Raw genomic sequence first — 15,618 nt, forward strand, 5'->3', positions numbered from 1 at the left:
GGGGCCGGCTGCTGTTCGCGGCTCCCCGTTGTCGTTGCGGACCGGCCGGATCTTGCCGACAGGAAGCGGCGACAGGACTCGACGACCAGCGGCTGTCACTCGGTAGTCGTACGCTGGAGACCCCCCGGCCCGTTTACGTTGCCGGGCGGTTCGCGTTGCCCCCGCGCGCCCTCGATCCTGGACGGAAAGCGAAAGCCCACATGAGCCTGCAAGGTCTGCTCGACGCTGTCGTCAAGGACGCTGCCCTGGCCGAAGCGGTCAAGGCCGCCTCCGACGGCAACCGCATGCACGTGGACCTGGTGGGCCCGCCCGCCGCCCGCCCCTTCGCCGTCGCCGCCCTCGCCCGCGAGACGGGCCGCACCGTCCTTGCCGTGACGGCGACCGGCCGCGAGGCCGAGGACCTGGCGGCCGCCCTGCGCACGATCGTCCCGCCGGACGGCGTCGTCGAGTACCCCTCCTGGGAGACCCTGCCGCACGAGCGCCTCTCGCCCCGCTCCGACACCGTCGGCCGCCGCCTCGCCGTCCTGCGCCGCCTCGCCCACCCGCGCCCCGACGACCCCGAGACCGGCCCGGTCTCCGTCATCGTCGCCCCCGTCCGCTCCGTCCTCCAGCCGCAGGTCAAGGGCCTGGGCGACCTGGAGCCCGTCGCCCTGCGCACCGGCGAGAGCGTGGACCTGAACGACACCGTGGAGGCCCTCGCGGCAGCCGCTTACTCCCGCGTCGAGCTGGTCGAGAAGCGCGGCGAGTTCGCCGTGCGTGGCGGCATCCTGGACGTCTTCCCGCCGACCGAGGAACACCCCCTGCGCGTCGAGTTCTGGGGCGACGACGTCGAGGAGATCCGCTACTTCAAGGTCGCCGACCAGCGCTCCCTCGAAGTCGCCGAGCACGGCCTGTGGGCTCCGCCCTGCCGCGAGCTGCTCCTCACCGACGAGGTGCGCGAGCGGGCCGCCGCCCTCGCCGAACAGCACCCCGAGCTGGGCGAACTGCTCGGCAAGATCGCCGAGGGCATCGCCGTCGAGGGCATGGAGTCCCTCGCCCCCGTCCTGGTGGACGACATGGAGCTGCTGCTCGACGTCATGCCGCAGGACAGCATGGCCGTGGTCTGCGACCCCGAGCGCGTGCGCACCCGCGCGGCCGACCTGGTGGCGACCTCGCAGGAGTTCCTCCAGGCGTCCTGGGCGGCCACGGCGGGCGGCGGCGAGGCCCCGATCGACGTGGGCGCCGCCTCCCTCTGGGGCATCGCGGACGTCCGTGACCACGCGAGCGACCTCGGCATGATGTGGTGGTCCGTCTCCCCGTTCGCCGCGGACGAGGACCTGGACGACGACACCCTCAAGCTCGGCATGCACGCCACCGAGACCTACCGCGGCGACACCGCGAAGGCGCTCGCCGACACCAAGGGCTGGCTCGCCGATGGCTGGCGCACCGTCTATGTGACGGAGGGCCACGGCCCCGCGGCCCGTACCGTCGAGGTCCTTGGCGGCGAGGGCATCGCGGCCCGCCTGGACGCGGAGCTCGCCGAGCTCACGCCCTCGCTCGTGCACGTCACCTGCGGCTCGATCGACTACGGCTTCGTGGACCCGGCGCTCAGGCTCGCGGTCCTCACCGAGACCGACCTCTCCGGCCAGAAGGCGGCCGGCAAGGACGGCCAGCGGATGCCGGCACGCCGCAGGAAGTCGATCGACCCGCTGACGCTGGAGACCGGCGACTACATCGTCCACGAGCAGCACGGCGTCGGCCGCTACATCGAAATGGTGCAGCGCACGGTCCAGGGCGCGACCCGCGAATACCTCGTCGTGGAGTACGCCCCGGCCAAGCGCGGCCAGCCCGGCGACCGGCTCTACATCCCCACCGACCAGCTGGAGCAGATCACCAAGTACGTCGGCGGCGAGGCCCCCACCCTGCACCGCCTGGGCGGCGCCGACTGGACGAAGACGAAGGCGCGCGCGAAGAAGGCGGTCAAGGAGATCGCCGCCGACCTCATCAAGCTCTACAGCGCCCGCATGGCCGCCCCCGGCCACGCCTTCGCCGCCGACACCCCCTGGCAGCGCGAACTGGAGGACGCCTTCCCGTACGTGGAGACGCCCGACCAGCTCACCACCATCGCCGAGGTCAAGGACGACATGGAGAAGACGGTCCCGATGGACCGCCTGATCTGCGGCGACGTCGGCTACGGCAAGACGGAGATCGCGGTCCGCGCCGCCTTCAAGGCCGTCCAGGACGGCAAGCAGGTCGCGGTGCTCGTGCCGACCACGCTCCTGGTGCAGCAGCACTTCGGCACGTTCTCCGAGCGGTACTCGCAATTCCCGGTGAAGGTACGGGCGCTCAGCCGCTTCCAGACGGAGACGGAGTCCAAGGCGACCCTGGAGGGCCTGCACGACGGCTCGATCGACATCGTCATCGGCACCCACCGCCTCTTCTCCTCCGAGACGAAGTTCAAGGACCTGGGCCTGGTCATCGTCGACGAGGAGCAGCGCTTCGGCGTCGAGCACAAGGAGCAGCTGAAGAAGCTGCGCGCCAACGTCGACGTGCTCACGATGTCGGCCACCCCCATTCCCCGTACGCTCGAAATGGCCGTGACCGGCATCCGCGAGATGTCGACGATCACCACGCCCCCCGAGGAGCGCCACCCGGTCCTGACCTTCGTCGGTCCCTACGAGGAGAAGCAGATCGGCGCGGCCATCCGCCGCGAACTCCTGCGCGAGGGCCAGGTCTTCTACATCCACAACCGCGTCGAGTCGATCGACCGGGCCGCGGCCCGGCTGCGGGACATCGTCCCCGAGGCCCGTATCGCCACCGCGCACGGCCAGATGTCCGAACAGGCCCTGGAGCAGGTGGTGGTGGACTTCTGGGAGAAGAAGTTCGACGTGCTCGTCTCCACGACCATCGTCGAGTCGGGCATCGACATCTCCAACGCCAACACCCTGATCGTCGAGCGCGGCGACAACTTCGGCCTCTCCCAGCTGCACCAGCTGCGCGGACGCGTGGGCCGTGGCCGCGAGCGCGGTTACGCCTACTTCCTCTACCCGCCGGAGAAGCCCCTCACGGAGACCGCCCACGAGCGCCTGGCCACGATCGCCCAGCACACGGAGATGGGCGCGGGCATGTACGTGGCGATGAAGGACCTGGAGATCCGCGGCGCGGGCAACCTCCTGGGCGGCGAACAGTCCGGACACATCGCGGGCGTCGGCTTCGACCTCTACGTACGCATGGTGGGCGAGGCGGTGGCCGACTACCGCGCTTCCCTGGAGGGCGGCGTGGAGGAGGAGCCGCCGCTGGAGGTCAAGGTCGAGCTGCCGGTCGACGCGCACGTCCCGCACGACTACGCACCCGGCGAGCGCCTGCGCCTGGCGGCCTACCGTTCGATCGCCTCCGCGAGCAGCGAGGAGGACATCAAGGCGGTGCGCGAGGAGCTCACCGACCGCTACGGCAAGCTGCCGGAGCCCGTGGAGAACCTCCTCCTGGTGGCGGGCATGCGGATGCTGGCCCGCGCGTGCTCGGTCGGCGAGATCGTGCTCCAGGGCAACAACATCCGCTTCGCCCCGGTGGAGCTGCGGGAGTCGCAGGAGCTGCGCCTCAAGCGCCTCTACCCCGGCACGGTCATCAAGCCGGGCGCCCACCAGCTTCTGGTGCCGCGCCCCAAGACGGCCAAGGTCGGCGGGAAGCCGCTGGTCGGGCGTGAACTGCTCGGCTGGGTGGGGGAGTTCCTGACGTCGATCCTGGGGTCGTAACCGGGGTCGTTGCCGGGCCCTATGGGGTGCAGGCGTCGGCGATCGAGCGGCTGTTCTCGTAGAGGTGGTGGCGCGTGACCCGGCCGTCCTCGACGGTCAGCCGCAGCGCGAAGGGCCCTTCGAAGGACTTGCCGGTCTCGCGTACGGTGCCCCGGAGCTGTCCGAAGATCACGGCTTCCGTTCCGTCGACCATGATGGTGTCGACGGAGGCGCCGGCCTTCTCCGGGACCGTGTGCGCGGCGAGTTCGTCCGACTGGGCGGCGCACTCGGCGGCGGTGGTCCGCGGCCGGATCCACGGCACGCCCGGGTTCTCGGCGAGCATCCAGTCGACCTCGTCGGAGAAGAGGGCGGTGAGGCCTTCGGTGTCACCGGCCAGCCGGTAGCCGAGGAAGGCCTGGACGGCGGCGCGGGTGGCGTCTTCGGCGGAGGGCGCGGGTGCGGGCGTGGGCGTGACGGTCATCGGGACTCCTCGGTCGGTGTTCCTGCGATGCCCTCGATACTTCCGCGGCGCCGGGGAAGGGTCGATTACGCCGGAGGTAATACCGGCGGCCATTACGGTGACGGTGGAAGACCGCAGCGCGTGAAACGGCGCGTGAAGCGGCGCGTTGAGCAAGGGGAGGGGATGTGCCGTGGGGCATGGAGCCGAGGCGGGGCTCGTCCGTGACGGGCGGGGCACGGGCGGAGTGAGGCCCGGCAGGCGCGGAGTCCGCACCGCGCTGCTGCTCGCGCTCGTCGTCACCGCGACCGGAGCCTTCACGGGGTGCTCGCCCGAGGAGAAGACCGGCGGCTCGTCCGGGCCCGGCGCCAAGGCAGGGCCCGCGCTCGCCGCCGTCGACACGCTCACGGTCAAGGGCCGCGCGCCCAAGACCGGTTACGACCGCGACCGGTTCGGCAGCCCCTGGGCCGACACGGACTCCAACGGCTGCGGCACCCGCGACGACATACTCAGGCGCGACCTCGACGACGTGAAGTACCGCGACGGCGGGGACTGCGACGTGGCGTCCGGAAAGCTCTCGCCCGACCCCTACACCGGCAAAGAAGTGACGTTCGTGCGCGGCCGCAGCCAGGTCGACATCGACCATCTCGTCGCTCTCTCGGACGCCTGGCAGAAGGGCGCGGGCAAGTGGGAGCCGAGCAAGCGCATCGCCTTCGCCAACGACCCGCTCAACCTCCTCGCGGTCGACGCGGGCCCCAACCGCGGCAAGGGCGACGGTGACACGGCCACCTGGCTGCCGCCGGACAAGGGCTACCGGTGCGCGTACGTGGCCCGGCAGGTGGCGGTGAAGAAGAAGTACGGGGTGTGGGTGACGGGCGCGGAACGGGACGCGATGAAGCGGGTCCTGTCGGACTGCCCCGACGAGAAGCTGCCCACCGGCGACAGCCCGACGGCGGCGCCGGGCCGCTTCCACGCGCGCTGAGGCTGCTGCCACGCGCGCTGAGGCGGCTTCCCCGCGCGCCGATGCGGGCCCCGGCACCGGCTCGTACGGACGGAAAATGGCTTAACAGGGGCGACCGTGCCCGCTAGCGTCCGAGGCATGGACCTGAAGATCACGACCCTGTCCGAGCGGCCCGAACTGGCGGAGCCGCTCTGGGCGATGGACGACACCTGGCCCGAGTTCATCGGGAACGACCCCATCGCGTGGTCGATGATCGGGCGGATCGTCACGGACTTCCCCGAGTACGTCCTGGTCGCCACGGACGAGCGGGGCGAGGTCGCGGCCAAGGGGTTCAGCGTGCCGTTCGCGCTGCGTGCCGAGGGGCGCGGTGAGCTGCCGGACGGCGGCTGGGACCAGGTCATGCTGTGGGCGTTCTCGGACCTGCGGCACGGCAGGAAGCCCGACACGGTGAGCGCCATCGAGATCACCGTGGCCAAGGAGTACCTCGGGCAGGGTGTCTCGGGGCGGATGCTCGCCGCGATGCGCGAGAACGCACGCGCGCGCGGCTTCGCGGAAGTCGTTGCACCGGTGCGCCCCAACGCCAAGCACCTCGAACCGGCCGCGCCGATCGACACGTACGCACAGCGCAAGCGGGACGACGGCCTGCCCGCCGACCCGTGGCTGCGGGTGCACGTGCGGGCGGGCGGCACCATCGCGAAGGTGGCGCACGCATCGATGACGGTGTCCGGGTCGACCGCGCAGTGGCGGGCGTGGACGGGCCTGCCCTTCGACACGGCGGGCCCGGTCGAGGTGCCGGGCGCGCTGGTGCCGGTGCACTGCGAGCCGGAGCGCGGGTACGCGGTGTACGTCGAGCCGAACGTGTGGGTACGGCACGTGCTGTGAGCCCGTGCCGCCGCCCGGCCCCGGGAGTCAGCCCGCGAGCTTGTCGATGTCCATGACGTCGCCCTTGGGCGGCGTCGCGTCCACCGGCTTGTCGAAGTCGCCGAACGACAGGAACTCCGGCGTCCCGGCGCTCTCGTTCACGATCTTCAGCAGGTACGGCTTGCCCTCCGTCGCGACGTAGAGGGTGTGCCGGTCCTTGCCGTCCCGTTCGGTGAGCGTGAGGGCCGGTGTGCCGTCGACCGTGGTCGTCTTGCCTCTGCGGGCGGCGGAGTCGACGTCCTTGAAGTCCGCGAGCAGGACGTCCAGGTCGCAGAACTCGGCGATCTCCTCGGTGTCGGCGCCGGTGGCGGACGTCTTCACCCACTTGTCGGCGAGCATGTCCACGGCGGCGTCGGTCTCGGCGGCGGGCTCGCCCTTGCCCTGGGCGCGCAGGAATTTCTCGTCGTACTTCATGTAGACCGTGCTCGCGGTCGTGATCAGGTCGAGCGAGCCCTCCCCGCCCATGGCCATCGAGCCCGCGCACTGTCCCTTGGTGTCGAAGGCCATGTCCAGCCCGATGGTGCCGCCCTCGTCCGGGACCTTGCCCTGCACGGTGAGGGACGAGGCGTCGGTCGTCGCCTTCACCGCCTTGTCGACTATCTCGGGCCCGGACAGGCCGGGGAACGGCTCCGCCTTCTTCTTCCCGGCATCGCTCGATCCTCTGGCGCTGCCGGACCCTCCCGACCCCGCGGATTCGGTGCCGCAGGCGGTCAGCCCTACGGTCGCTGCGGCGGCCAGGCAAACGGCGGCAAGAGTGGTACGTCGCATGAAGATCCCCCCACGGGAACTCGGAAGTGCTGTCAATATTTCAACAGAGCTTGTGAACCGAGTCAACACGACATAGATGCGAAGCTCAGTACACACGCGTGAAGTCGGTGCTTCCGCGTGCGCGAGTAGGATCGGCGCCACACACGCCGGGGCGGGCACGCTGCCGGCGGGGCGGCGGGAGCGAGGGGAGCCAGGCGGTGCGGGACAACGTGACAGAGGTGACCGCCGCGGGGATCGCCCGGCTCGCCGGTGTGGGCCGGGCGGCCGTCAGCAACTGGCGGCGCCGCCACCCCGACTTCCCCAGGCCCGTCGGCGGCACGGAGACCAGCCCCTCCTTCGCGCTCACGGAGATCGAGAAGTGGCTGCGCGCCCAGGGCAAGCTGGGTGAAGTACCGCTGCGGGAACGCGTCTGGCAGCACCTCGCGGGCCACCCCGCGGGCCCGGTCACCGCCCTCCTGCACGCGGGCTGCGCCCTGCTCCTCGTACGGGACCGGCCCTCGGAGTGGACCAAGGCGAGCGCGGAGCCGGACGAGCGGATGGCCGAGCTGCTTGTGAAGGCGCTGGAAAGTGCGGTCGCCCCCCGCTTCGGCGGCCCGGTCCCGCCCGTCCCCGACGCCGTGCAGCTGCTGCCCTCCGTCCCCCTCCTGCGCGGCGTGGCCGAACTCGCCTCCGAGGCGGGGGCCCGGCAGGCGTACGAGTTCCTGATCGGGCGGCACATCGACGCCAACCCCCGGCAGTACACCCTCACTCCGGCCGAACCCGCCGACCTGATGGCCGCGCTCGCCGGGCCCGCGACGACCGTGCTCGACCCCGCATGCGGGACCGGCGCCCTGCTGCGAGCCGTCGAGCCGGGCCCCGGCCAGTTCCTCCACGGCCAGGACAGCGCCCCCGAACTCGCCGCCCTCACGGCCCTGCGCCTCGCCCTGCACTCCGACGCCCGCGTGCGCACCGCCGCCGCCGACACCCTGCGCGCGGACGCCTTCGCCGGGACACGGGCCGACGCGGTGCTCTGCCACCCGCCGTTCAACGAGCGCAACTGGGGGCACGACGAACTCGCCTACGACCCCCGGTGGGAGTACGGCTTCCCGGCCCGTACGGAGTCCGAACTCGCCTGGGTACAGCACGCGTTGGCCCGGCTCAAGGACGACGGCACCGCGGTCCTGCTGATGCCGCCCGCCGCCGCGTCCCGCCGCTCGGGGCGCCGGGTGCGCGCCGATCTGCTGCGCCGCGGCGCCCTGCGGGCCGTCATCGCACTACCCGCAGGCGCGGCACCCCCGTACAACATCCCGCTGCACGTCTGGGTCCTGAAGAGGCCGGCGCCCGGCGTGCAGGCCCCGTCCGGACTGCTCCTCGTCGAGACGGCAGGGCTCGCCGCGGTCGACGGCAGGGACCGGCGGACGTGGCAGCCGGTGCGGGACGCCGTCCTTGACGTCTGGCGCCGCTTCGACCGGCACGGCACGGTCGACGAACAGCCGGGACTCGCCCGCTGCGTACCGGTGCTCGAACTCCTCGACGACGAGGTCGACCTGGCCCCGGCCCGCCGCCTGCCGCCCCCGGCCGCGGGCGGCGGCGCCGAGGAGCTGGCGGCCGTCCGCGCACGGCTCGGGGACGCCGTACGGCGGACGGCCGATCTCATGCCGCCGCCCGTGAAGGCGGCCGACGCGATCAGCGGGCCGCTCACCACGGTGGGGGAACTCGCCCGCGCGGGCGCGCTGCTGCTGCACACGGGAACCGGCGCGGGAGGGGCGGCGCCCGGCGTCACCCGGGTCCTCACCGAGCACGACGTGCTGGCCGGAACGGAACCCTCGGGATCCGTCGGCCCGCCGGTCGACCAGGTCGGCGACCCTGTGGTGACCCGCCCCGGCGACGTCGTCGTCCCGGTCTCCGGCGGCACCACCGTCGCCCGCGTCATCGACGCGACCACGGCGGGCGCCGCCCTCGGCAGGGGGCTCACCCTCCTGCGCCCCGACCCGGCCGCCCTCGACCCCTGGTTCCTCGCCGGCTTCCTGCGCGGCACCGCCAACAACCGCCGGGCGAGCAGCTATGCGTCCACCGCGGCCCGGCTCGACGTCCGCAGGCTCCAGCTGCCGCGCCTGCCGCTCGAGGGACAGCGCGGGTACGGGGAGCGGTTCCGGTCGCTCGCCGCCTTCGAGGACACCCTGCGCCTCACGGCCGTGCTGGGCGAGCAGTTGGTGCGGGGCCTGCACGACGGACTGACGGACGGCACGCTTCCGCCGAAGTGATACGACCGGGTTCCGCACGGGACCGCGATCAGGACGTGACCAGTACGGCAACGGTTCGGTACAACCCGGGACCGCTTCTCCTTGTCGGCCTATACGCTCGAATCAGCATCCGTTCGTATTCCGACTTTCGGCCGTGCGTTCCCCCGGGGCAACGCACGGCCGCATCAGGCACCAGGAGCAGCCATGCACGGCCACGGCTATGCGCCGCAGCAACCGCCGCCGCCCCCCGGCGGCACCCATGTGACGCTGCGCGTGCTGTTCGTGGTCCTTGCCGTCGTGACGTGCGGGCTCGCCGCCTGGGCGCCGATGCTGCGGCTCGCGCTCGTGACGCGCAAGCCCCACGACTGGTTCCTCTTCGCGCTCGTGTCCGCGCTCGACGTGACGGCTCTGGTGCTCGTCGCCGTCGACCCGGGCGAGGAGGACTTCCAGGGCCCCGGAAACGCGGGCATGGTGATTCTCCTGACGACGATGCTGGCCTCGGTCATCTACTACCTCTTCGCGGACATCCGCTACTTCAACCGGTACCGACAGCCGCAGTACCCGAGCTACGCCCAGACGCAGCCCGCCTACGGCTATCCGCAGCAGCAGGGCCAGGCCCCCGTCCACCTCCAGCCCACGCAGCTGCCGCACCAGACGCCGGTCCAGCAGCCGCCGGCACAGCAGACGCCACCCCCGCCCACGCGTCCCGCACCGGCCCGCATCCACCAAGTACAGGCCGAGCTCGACGAGCTCAGTGACTACCTGCGCAAGCAGGAAGGCGGCAACTGAACGTGTCACCGGGGACGCCACTGGGGACGGGCGGCCGTGTCGTCGCCGAACGCTACGAACTCTCCGCGCTCATCGGCCAGGGCGGCATGGGCCAGGTCTGGACGGCGTACGACCAACGCCTCGACCGCCGCGTGGCGGTCAAGCTCCTTCGCCCCGACCGGGTCGCGGGCGCCGAGGCCGACGAGCTGCGCCGCCGCTTCGTGCGCGAGTGCCGCGTCACCGCACAGGTCGACCACCCCGGCCTGGTCACGGTCCACGACGCGGGCACGGAGGGCGAGGACCTCTACCTCGTCATGCAGTACGTGGACGGGGCGGACCTCGGCGACCACCTCGCCGAGCACGACCCCTACCCGTGGCAGTGGGCCGTCGCCATCGCCGCCCAGCTGTGCGCGGTGCTCTCGGCGGTGCACGCCGTGCCGATCGTGCACCGCGACCTCAAGCCGCGGAACGTGATGGTCAAGCAGGACGGCACGGTCTCCATCCTCGACCTGGGCATCGCCTCGGTCATGGACACCGACACCACCCGCCTCACGCACACCGGCTCACCCATCGGCAGCCCCGCGTACATGGCTCCCGAGCAGGCGATGGGCGGCGCGGTCGGCCCGTACACCGACCTGTACGCCCTCGGCGTCCTGCTGCACGAACTCCTCAGCGGTGACGTGCCGTTCTCCGGCTCCACCGCCCTCGGCGTCCTGCACCGCCACCTCTACGAACCGCCGGTCCCCGTCCGCCGCCTGCGCCCCGAGGTCCCCGAAGCCCTCGAAGCCCTGGTGCTCCGGCTCCTCGCCAAGGACCCCCAGCACCGGCACGGCAGCGCCCAGGAGGTCTACGAGGAACTGGCGCCGCTGCTTCCCGCGCGCGGCATCCCCACCGGCAGCCCGCTCGACCCGACGCGCCCCTTCCTGCGCCCGCACGCACCGTGGCCCGACCGCGCGACGACACCCGCGCCGGCCCCCGGCATCCAGCCCGACCGGCCCGACCAGCGCCCGGGTTCCGGCGGCCCCGGCAGCCAGACCGACGTCGTGCGCGCCGTCGACGAGGTCAAGCGGCTGCTCGGCGAGGGCCGCATCACCCGGGCCGTGGACATCCTCGGCTCGATCCTGCCCGCGGCAGCCGCCAAGCACGGCGAGCACTCCCCGGTGGTCCGCTCCCTGCGCAAGCAGTACGCGGCGACCCTCATGGACGACGGCCAGTACCGCCGCGCCCTGCCCGAACTGCGCCGCCTCGCCGACGAGCGCGCCGCCGAGTCAGGCCAGGCCGACCCGCACTCGCTCCAGTTCCGCTACGAGGCCGCGCAGTGCCTGGAGCAACTCGGCGAACCGGCGGCGGCCCTCGCGGAGTACAGGTCCCTCCTCCCTTACTACGAGAACCGCTACGCATCCGACGACCGCGAACGCCCCCTCGACATCCGCCGCCGCATCGGCCACTTGCTGCTCGCCCTGGGCGACCGTGCCGCGGCGCACGACACGCTGGCGCGGCTGCTCATGGACGCCGAACGGATGCACGGCGTGGGCCATCCGTTCCCGGCGGAGATCCGGCGTACGTTGCAGTGGCTGGGGCAAGTGCGCGGTTAGCGGAGGCAAGGGGTGCCCCAACTGCACCCCGAATCGTTGGTCGAATGGGTGGCCGAGAGACCGGCCACTGCCTAACATCGATCACCGCAAGACTTTGTGCACCGCCGCACAATCTCTCGACCGGGAGGCTCACTTGCACCGCCGCCGTCGCACCGCGCTCGTTCTCTCCGCCGCAGCCGTCGCCGCGGCCCCCCTCCTGACCGCCTGCGGCAGCGAGGCCCATCCGGGCGCCGCGGCCGTCGTGGGCAAGGACCGGATCACGGTCTCGCAGCTGGAGAGCCGGGTGAACGAGGTGCGCGACGCACAGCGCGCCGCGATCCCGGACGAGCAGCAGTACGAACAGGCCATCGCCAAGACCGGCGGTCTCACCCGCAGCACGCTGCACACGATGGTCCTGGACAAGGTCCTGCACCGCGCGGCGGCCGACGAGGGCGTCAACGTCTCGCGCCGCGAGATCCAGACCCTGCGGTCGGGCCTCGAACAGCAGCAGGGCGGCAAGAAGGCCCTCGAACAGGGCTGGCTCCAGCAGTACAGCGTCGCCCCCTCCCGCCTCGACGACAGCCTCCGCACGGAGATCGAGGCCCAGAAGCTGGCGAAGAAGCTGGGCGCGGACATGAACGCCCCGGAGGGCCAGGCGATCTTCTGGAAGGCGCTCTCCAAGGCCTCCAAGAAGCTGGACGTGGACCTCAACCCGCGCTACGGCAAGTGGGACGTGAAGAAGAGCCAGCGCGCGGACGCGAAGACGCCGTGGGTGCGCGAGGTGTCCGGGGGCGGCGCGGCCAAGCCGCAGCAGGCGTAGCAGCCGGGCCGCAGCAGGCGTGGCAGCAGCCGGGCCGCAGCAGGCGCGGCAGCAGCCGGGTCGCAGCAGGCGTATCGATCGGGTGGAGGCGCTGTCGGCGGTGTGGGTTACGTTCGACGCGTGACGAACGAAACCACGCCCCCGGCTGCCTCTCCCGGACGCGTCATCCTGCTCACGACCAGCCACCGGGTGGCCCCCGGGCTCCTCTCCTGGCCCGCGTGGCAGGCCCTGCACGGGGCGGACGAGGTCATGTGCGCCGACGCCGCGCACCCCCAGCTGCCGTATCTGGGCGAGGCGGGCGTGGCCGTGGACCACGCGGCACCCACGGCACAGGAGCTGGTGGACGCCTGCGCGGGCGGGCGCACGGTCGTGGTGATCGCCGCCGCCGAGGGGGACAGCGCCCTGACGGACGGTCTCGCGAGGCTCGCGGGCTCGGGCCGCGTGTCCATGCCGGACCTGGAACTGCTCCCGGCGTCGTACGACCTGCCGGGCGCGCGGCTCCTGGACCTCGTCCAGGTCATGGACCAGATCCGGGACGAGTGCCCGTGGTCGTCCCAGCAGACGCACAAGGGCCTGGCGAAGTACGCGATCGAGGAGGCGTACGAGCTGGTCGAGGCGATCGAGGAGGGCGACAGGGAGGAACTGCGGGAGGAGCTCGGCGACGTCCTGCTCCAGGTGGTCTTCCACTCCCGCATCGCGGAGGAGGACGAGGACGCCCCCTTCTCGGTGGACGACGTGGCGGGCACGATCGTCGAGAAGCTGATCAACCGCCACCCGCACATCTTCGGCGACGGCTCGGCGGACACCCCCGAGGACGTGAGGGCGAACTGGCTGCGCGTGAAGGCGCAGGAGAAGCAGCGCTCATCGGTGACGGAGGGCATCCCCCTGGGCCAGCCGGGCCTGGCTCTCGCGTCGAAGCTGGCTTCCCGGGTCAGGACGGCGGGCCTCACCGTGACGCCCCCGCCGGGCGAGGGCATCGGCTACGACCTCCTCGCACTGGCCCTGCGAGCAGAGTCAGAGGGCACGGACCCGGAGGCAGCGCTGCGGGCGGCGGCGCGGGCTTACCGGGATGCGGTGCTGGCGGTGGAGGGTGCGGGAGGCGGGCACCTTTGAGGCAGCGGCTGCCTTGAGAACGGGAGGGGAAGCGGCGCCGGTGATCCGTGCGGCAAGAGTCATTCGGCGGGAGTGAAGGCGATGGGGAGCGTACGCAGACCGCGCATGATCAGGCCGCCCCTCCAACGAAGCTCGTCCGGTGTGACGGCCAGCTCAATGTCCGGCAGCCGCTTGAGCAAGGTTGCCAGCGCGATGCGTCCCTCCAGCCGTGCGAGCGGTGCACCCACGCAGTAGTGGATGCCGTGGCCGTAGCCGAGGTGAGGGTTGTCCGTTCGGGACAGGTCGAGGGTGGCCGGCTCGTCGAAACGAGCGGGATCACGGTCCGCCGCGGCGAGTACGACCAGGACGGGATCGCCTTGAGCGATCCGCTGCCCGCCGATTTCGAGTGCTTGCGTTGCGTACCGCCACGTAGCCATCTCCACGGGTCCGTCGAAGCGCAGCAACTCCTCGATGCCGGTCTCGAGAAGGCTGTGATCCTGGCGCTGAACGGAATCCTGAAGCAGAGAACGCTGAACAGGATTGCGCAGCAGCGCGTAGACACCGTTACCGATCAGGTTGATGGTTGTTTCAAAACCAGCGAACAAGAGTACGAAGCACATCGCGGCTGCTTCGTTCTCGGTGAGGTGTTCGCCGTGGTCCGAAGCACGGATGAGCCCGGAGATGAGGTCGTCTCCCGGGGCGAGGCGCTTTCGGTGGATTAGCTCGGCGAGATACCCGCGCATCTTCTTCACGGACCGGGCGACCCCGCCCCGCGGCCCTCCACCGTGCCGGATCATCATTCCCGCCCAGTCACGGAAGTCGTCCTGGTCCTCGCGGGGAACGCCGAGCAGGTCGCAGATGGCATAGATGGGGAGCGGGAAGGCAAACTCGTGAATGAGGTCGGCCTCGCCCGTCGCGGCGAACCGGTCGATGAAACCGTCGGCGAGTTCTTGTACCCGAGGCTCGAATTCGGCCACGCGGCGCGGTGTGAACGCCTTCGACACGAGCCGCCTCAGCCGAGTGTGGTCCGGCGGGTCGATGTTGAGCAGATGTGTCATCAGGTTGGCGCTGCGTTCGCCGGGAATCCCGGTCTTGCCCTTCGCGTGGGCGTCCTCGGAATGGTGCACGGGGTTCTTGGAGAGGCGCGTGTCCGCGAGCGTCTGGCGGGCGTCCGCATACCGCGTCACGAGCCAGGCTTCGACGCCGCTGGGCAGTTTTGTTCTATGGACGGGCGAGTTCTCCCTGAGCCAGGCGTATGCCGGGTAGGGGTCCGTGGCGAATTCCCAGGTGAAGAGCTCGGGCGTGGTGTCAGGAACGTTCACGCCCTGACGGTATCGGGCTCCGACCGGGTGGCGTGCCGGCGGTGGTACGCGATCTGTGGCCTCGCCCTGCCCGGCATCTGGAATCCGATCAACTTCACTTCGGAGCACCGGAATAGTGAGTACGGTTTCCCAAACGGCACCGGCCCCAGAGCGCTTGCAGCAGCGCAAAGGAGCCGGAACCTTCCCAGCGGTGCGCGAACACCCCGGGGACGGAACAGTCTTGGAGGACTGAACATGCCCATTGTGGCACGCTCGTATTCGGCAGCTTCGACGGCCGTCGTTGTCGCCAAATACGCCCGCGTTTCTACGCCGAACCAACTCGACGGTTTCGGTCTCGAAGAGCAGGACAAGATCTGCAACGGCTGGCTCGCATGCCACCCCGAGGCCACCGTCCACGGCTCATACGTGGACGAAGCGGTCTCCGGCTCCCTGGAGAGCCGCCCGGAGATGGACCGCCTTGTCCGCGACGCACACCGGCTGTGCTTCAACCGCATCCTCGTACCCGCGGTCGACCGCATCGGGCGTACGGCGCGCGCTGCCTACCAGTGGGCCTGGGACATGGCCGACATCGGCGTCTCCTTCATCTCGGTCAAGGAAGGGATCGACACCAGTACCGAAGAGGGTTGGCAGCACTTCACGCGGCACGTCAACTTTTCCGAGATGGAATGGCGCCGCATCAAGGAGCGCACCCTCGCCGGTCGCGAACTGAAGATCAGCTATGGGGGCTGGCCGGGTGGCCCGGCACCTTATGGCTACAGGATCGAGCACGACACCTCGTACGAAGGCCAGCGGCGTAAGCGATTCTCCGTCCTCGTCACCGACGCGCATGAAGCCATGGTGCTCGACAGGGCAGCGCGACTCATTGTCGACGACGGCATGAACATCTCCGAGGCGTGCGCAGAACTGAACAAGCGCAAGCTGCACACCCGCAGCGGTGTCCGGTGGACGCCCGCCAATCTCCGTAACCGTCTGTACAGCGAGACCATTCACGACGGCTATGTGG

The 15,618-nt window shown here is 71.1% G+C and carries 12 protein-coding genes; 9 read left to right on the forward strand and 3 right to left on the reverse strand.

Annotated features, from left to right (window positions below):
* The first annotated feature begins 200 nt into the window (after window positions 1–200).
* A complete protein-coding gene (mfd, locus tag ACQKIP_RS07815; protein ID WP_365863849.1) occupies window positions 201–3,731 on the forward strand; it encodes a transcription-repair coupling factor in 3,531 nt (1,176 codons plus the stop codon).
* A 19-nt stretch (window positions 3,732–3,750) separates the two neighbouring features.
* Here the strand turns inward: mfd and ACQKIP_RS07820 are convergent, their stop codons facing one another.
* Complete coding sequence (locus ACQKIP_RS07820) at window positions 3,751–4,191, reverse strand: nuclear transport factor 2 family protein (protein WP_365863847.1); 441 nt, start codon at window positions 4,189–4,191, stop codon at window positions 3,751–3,753.
* 259 nt (window positions 4,192–4,450) lie between these two features.
* Between ACQKIP_RS07820 and ACQKIP_RS07825 the strand changes: the two genes are divergently transcribed.
* Together ACQKIP_RS07825 and ACQKIP_RS07830 are read left to right on the forward strand one after the other, a co-directional pair.
* The gene (locus ACQKIP_RS07825; protein ID WP_365863896.1) at window positions 4,451–5,149 is read left to right on the forward strand and encodes an HNH endonuclease family protein; all 699 of its coding nucleotides are present in this window, start codon (window positions 4,451–4,453) and stop codon (window positions 5,147–5,149) included.
* 117 nt (window positions 5,150–5,266) lie between these two features.
* On the forward strand, window positions 5,267–6,010 hold the full coding sequence (locus ACQKIP_RS07830; RefSeq protein WP_365863845.1) for an N-acetyltransferase: 744 nt from the start codon (window positions 5,267–5,269) through the stop codon (window positions 6,008–6,010).
* Window positions 6,011–6,037: 27 nt separating this feature from the next.
* On the opposite strand, the gene ACQKIP_RS07835 is transcribed toward ACQKIP_RS07830, so the two are convergent.
* A complete protein-coding gene (locus tag ACQKIP_RS07835) occupies window positions 6,038–6,817 on the reverse strand; it encodes a hypothetical protein (RefSeq protein WP_365863843.1) in 780 nt (259 codons plus the stop codon).
* Between the two features lie 197 nt (window positions 6,818–7,014).
* Here ACQKIP_RS07835 and ACQKIP_RS07840 point away from each other — a divergent pair, with 197 nt between their 5' ends.
* The 5 genes from ACQKIP_RS07840 (at window position 7,015) to ACQKIP_RS07860 (ending at window position 13,314) form a co-directional block, all read left to right on the forward strand.
* On the forward strand, window positions 7,015–9,060 hold the full coding sequence (locus ACQKIP_RS07840; protein ID WP_365863842.1) for an N-6 DNA methylase: 2,046 nt from the start codon (window positions 7,015–7,017) through the stop codon (window positions 9,058–9,060).
* A 183-nt stretch (window positions 9,061–9,243) separates the two neighbouring features.
* Complete coding sequence (locus tag ACQKIP_RS07845; RefSeq protein ID WP_365863840.1) at window positions 9,244–9,828, forward strand: hypothetical protein; 585 nt, start codon at window positions 9,244–9,246, stop codon at window positions 9,826–9,828.
* Between the two features lie 2 nt (window positions 9,829–9,830).
* Window positions 9,831–11,402 (forward strand): serine/threonine-protein kinase, encoded by a 1,572-nt coding sequence (locus ACQKIP_RS07850; protein ID WP_365863839.1) that lies wholly within the window; start codon window positions 9,831–9,833, stop codon window positions 11,400–11,402.
* Window positions 11,403–11,535: 133 nt separating this feature from the next.
* On the forward strand, window positions 11,536–12,201 hold the full coding sequence (locus ACQKIP_RS07855; RefSeq protein ID WP_365863837.1) for a SurA N-terminal domain-containing protein: 666 nt from the start codon (window positions 11,536–11,538) through the stop codon (window positions 12,199–12,201).
* 120 nt (window positions 12,202–12,321) lie between these two features.
* Entirely contained in the window at window positions 12,322–13,314 is a 993-nt protein-coding gene (locus ACQKIP_RS07860) for a nucleoside triphosphate pyrophosphohydrolase (RefSeq protein ID WP_365863835.1), read from the forward strand.
* A gap of 59 nt (window positions 13,315–13,373) precedes the next feature.
* On the opposite strand, the gene ACQKIP_RS07865 is transcribed toward ACQKIP_RS07860, so the two are convergent.
* A complete protein-coding gene (locus ACQKIP_RS07865) occupies window positions 13,374–14,615 on the reverse strand; it encodes a cytochrome P450 family protein (protein WP_365863833.1) in 1,242 nt (413 codons plus the stop codon).
* Window positions 14,616–14,849: 234 nt separating this feature from the next.
* Between ACQKIP_RS07865 and ACQKIP_RS07870 the strand changes: the two genes are divergently transcribed.
* Window positions 14,850–15,618: recombinase family protein (locus ACQKIP_RS07870; RefSeq protein WP_427742501.1), on the forward strand; the 769-nt coding region annotated here is incomplete at its 3' end.

It is taken from the genome of Streptomyces sp. NPDC059900 (genome assembly GCF_050270335.1).
Lineage (GTDB): Bacteria > Actinomycetota > Actinomycetes > Streptomycetales > Streptomycetaceae > Streptomyces.

Bases quoted from the DNA above. Each gene is read 5' to 3' on its own strand.
- ACQKIP_RS07830 (WP_365863845.1), top strand. From the start codon at position 5,267: ATGGACCTGAAGATCACGACCCTGTCCGAGCGGCCCGAACTGGCGGAG.
- mfd (WP_365863849.1), top strand. From the start codon at position 201: ATGAGCCTGCAAGGTCTGCTCGACGCTGTCGTCAAGGACGCTGCCCTG.
- ACQKIP_RS07845 (WP_365863840.1), top strand. From the start codon at position 9,244: ATGCACGGCCACGGCTATGCGCCGCAGCAACCGCCGCCGCCCCCCGGC.
- ACQKIP_RS07820 (WP_365863847.1), bottom strand. From the start codon at position 4,191: ATGACCGTCACGCCCACGCCCGCACCCGCGCCCTCCGCCGAAGACGCC.
- ACQKIP_RS07835 (WP_365863843.1), bottom strand. From the start codon at position 6,817: ATGCGACGTACCACTCTTGCCGCCGTTTGCCTGGCCGCCGCAGCGACC.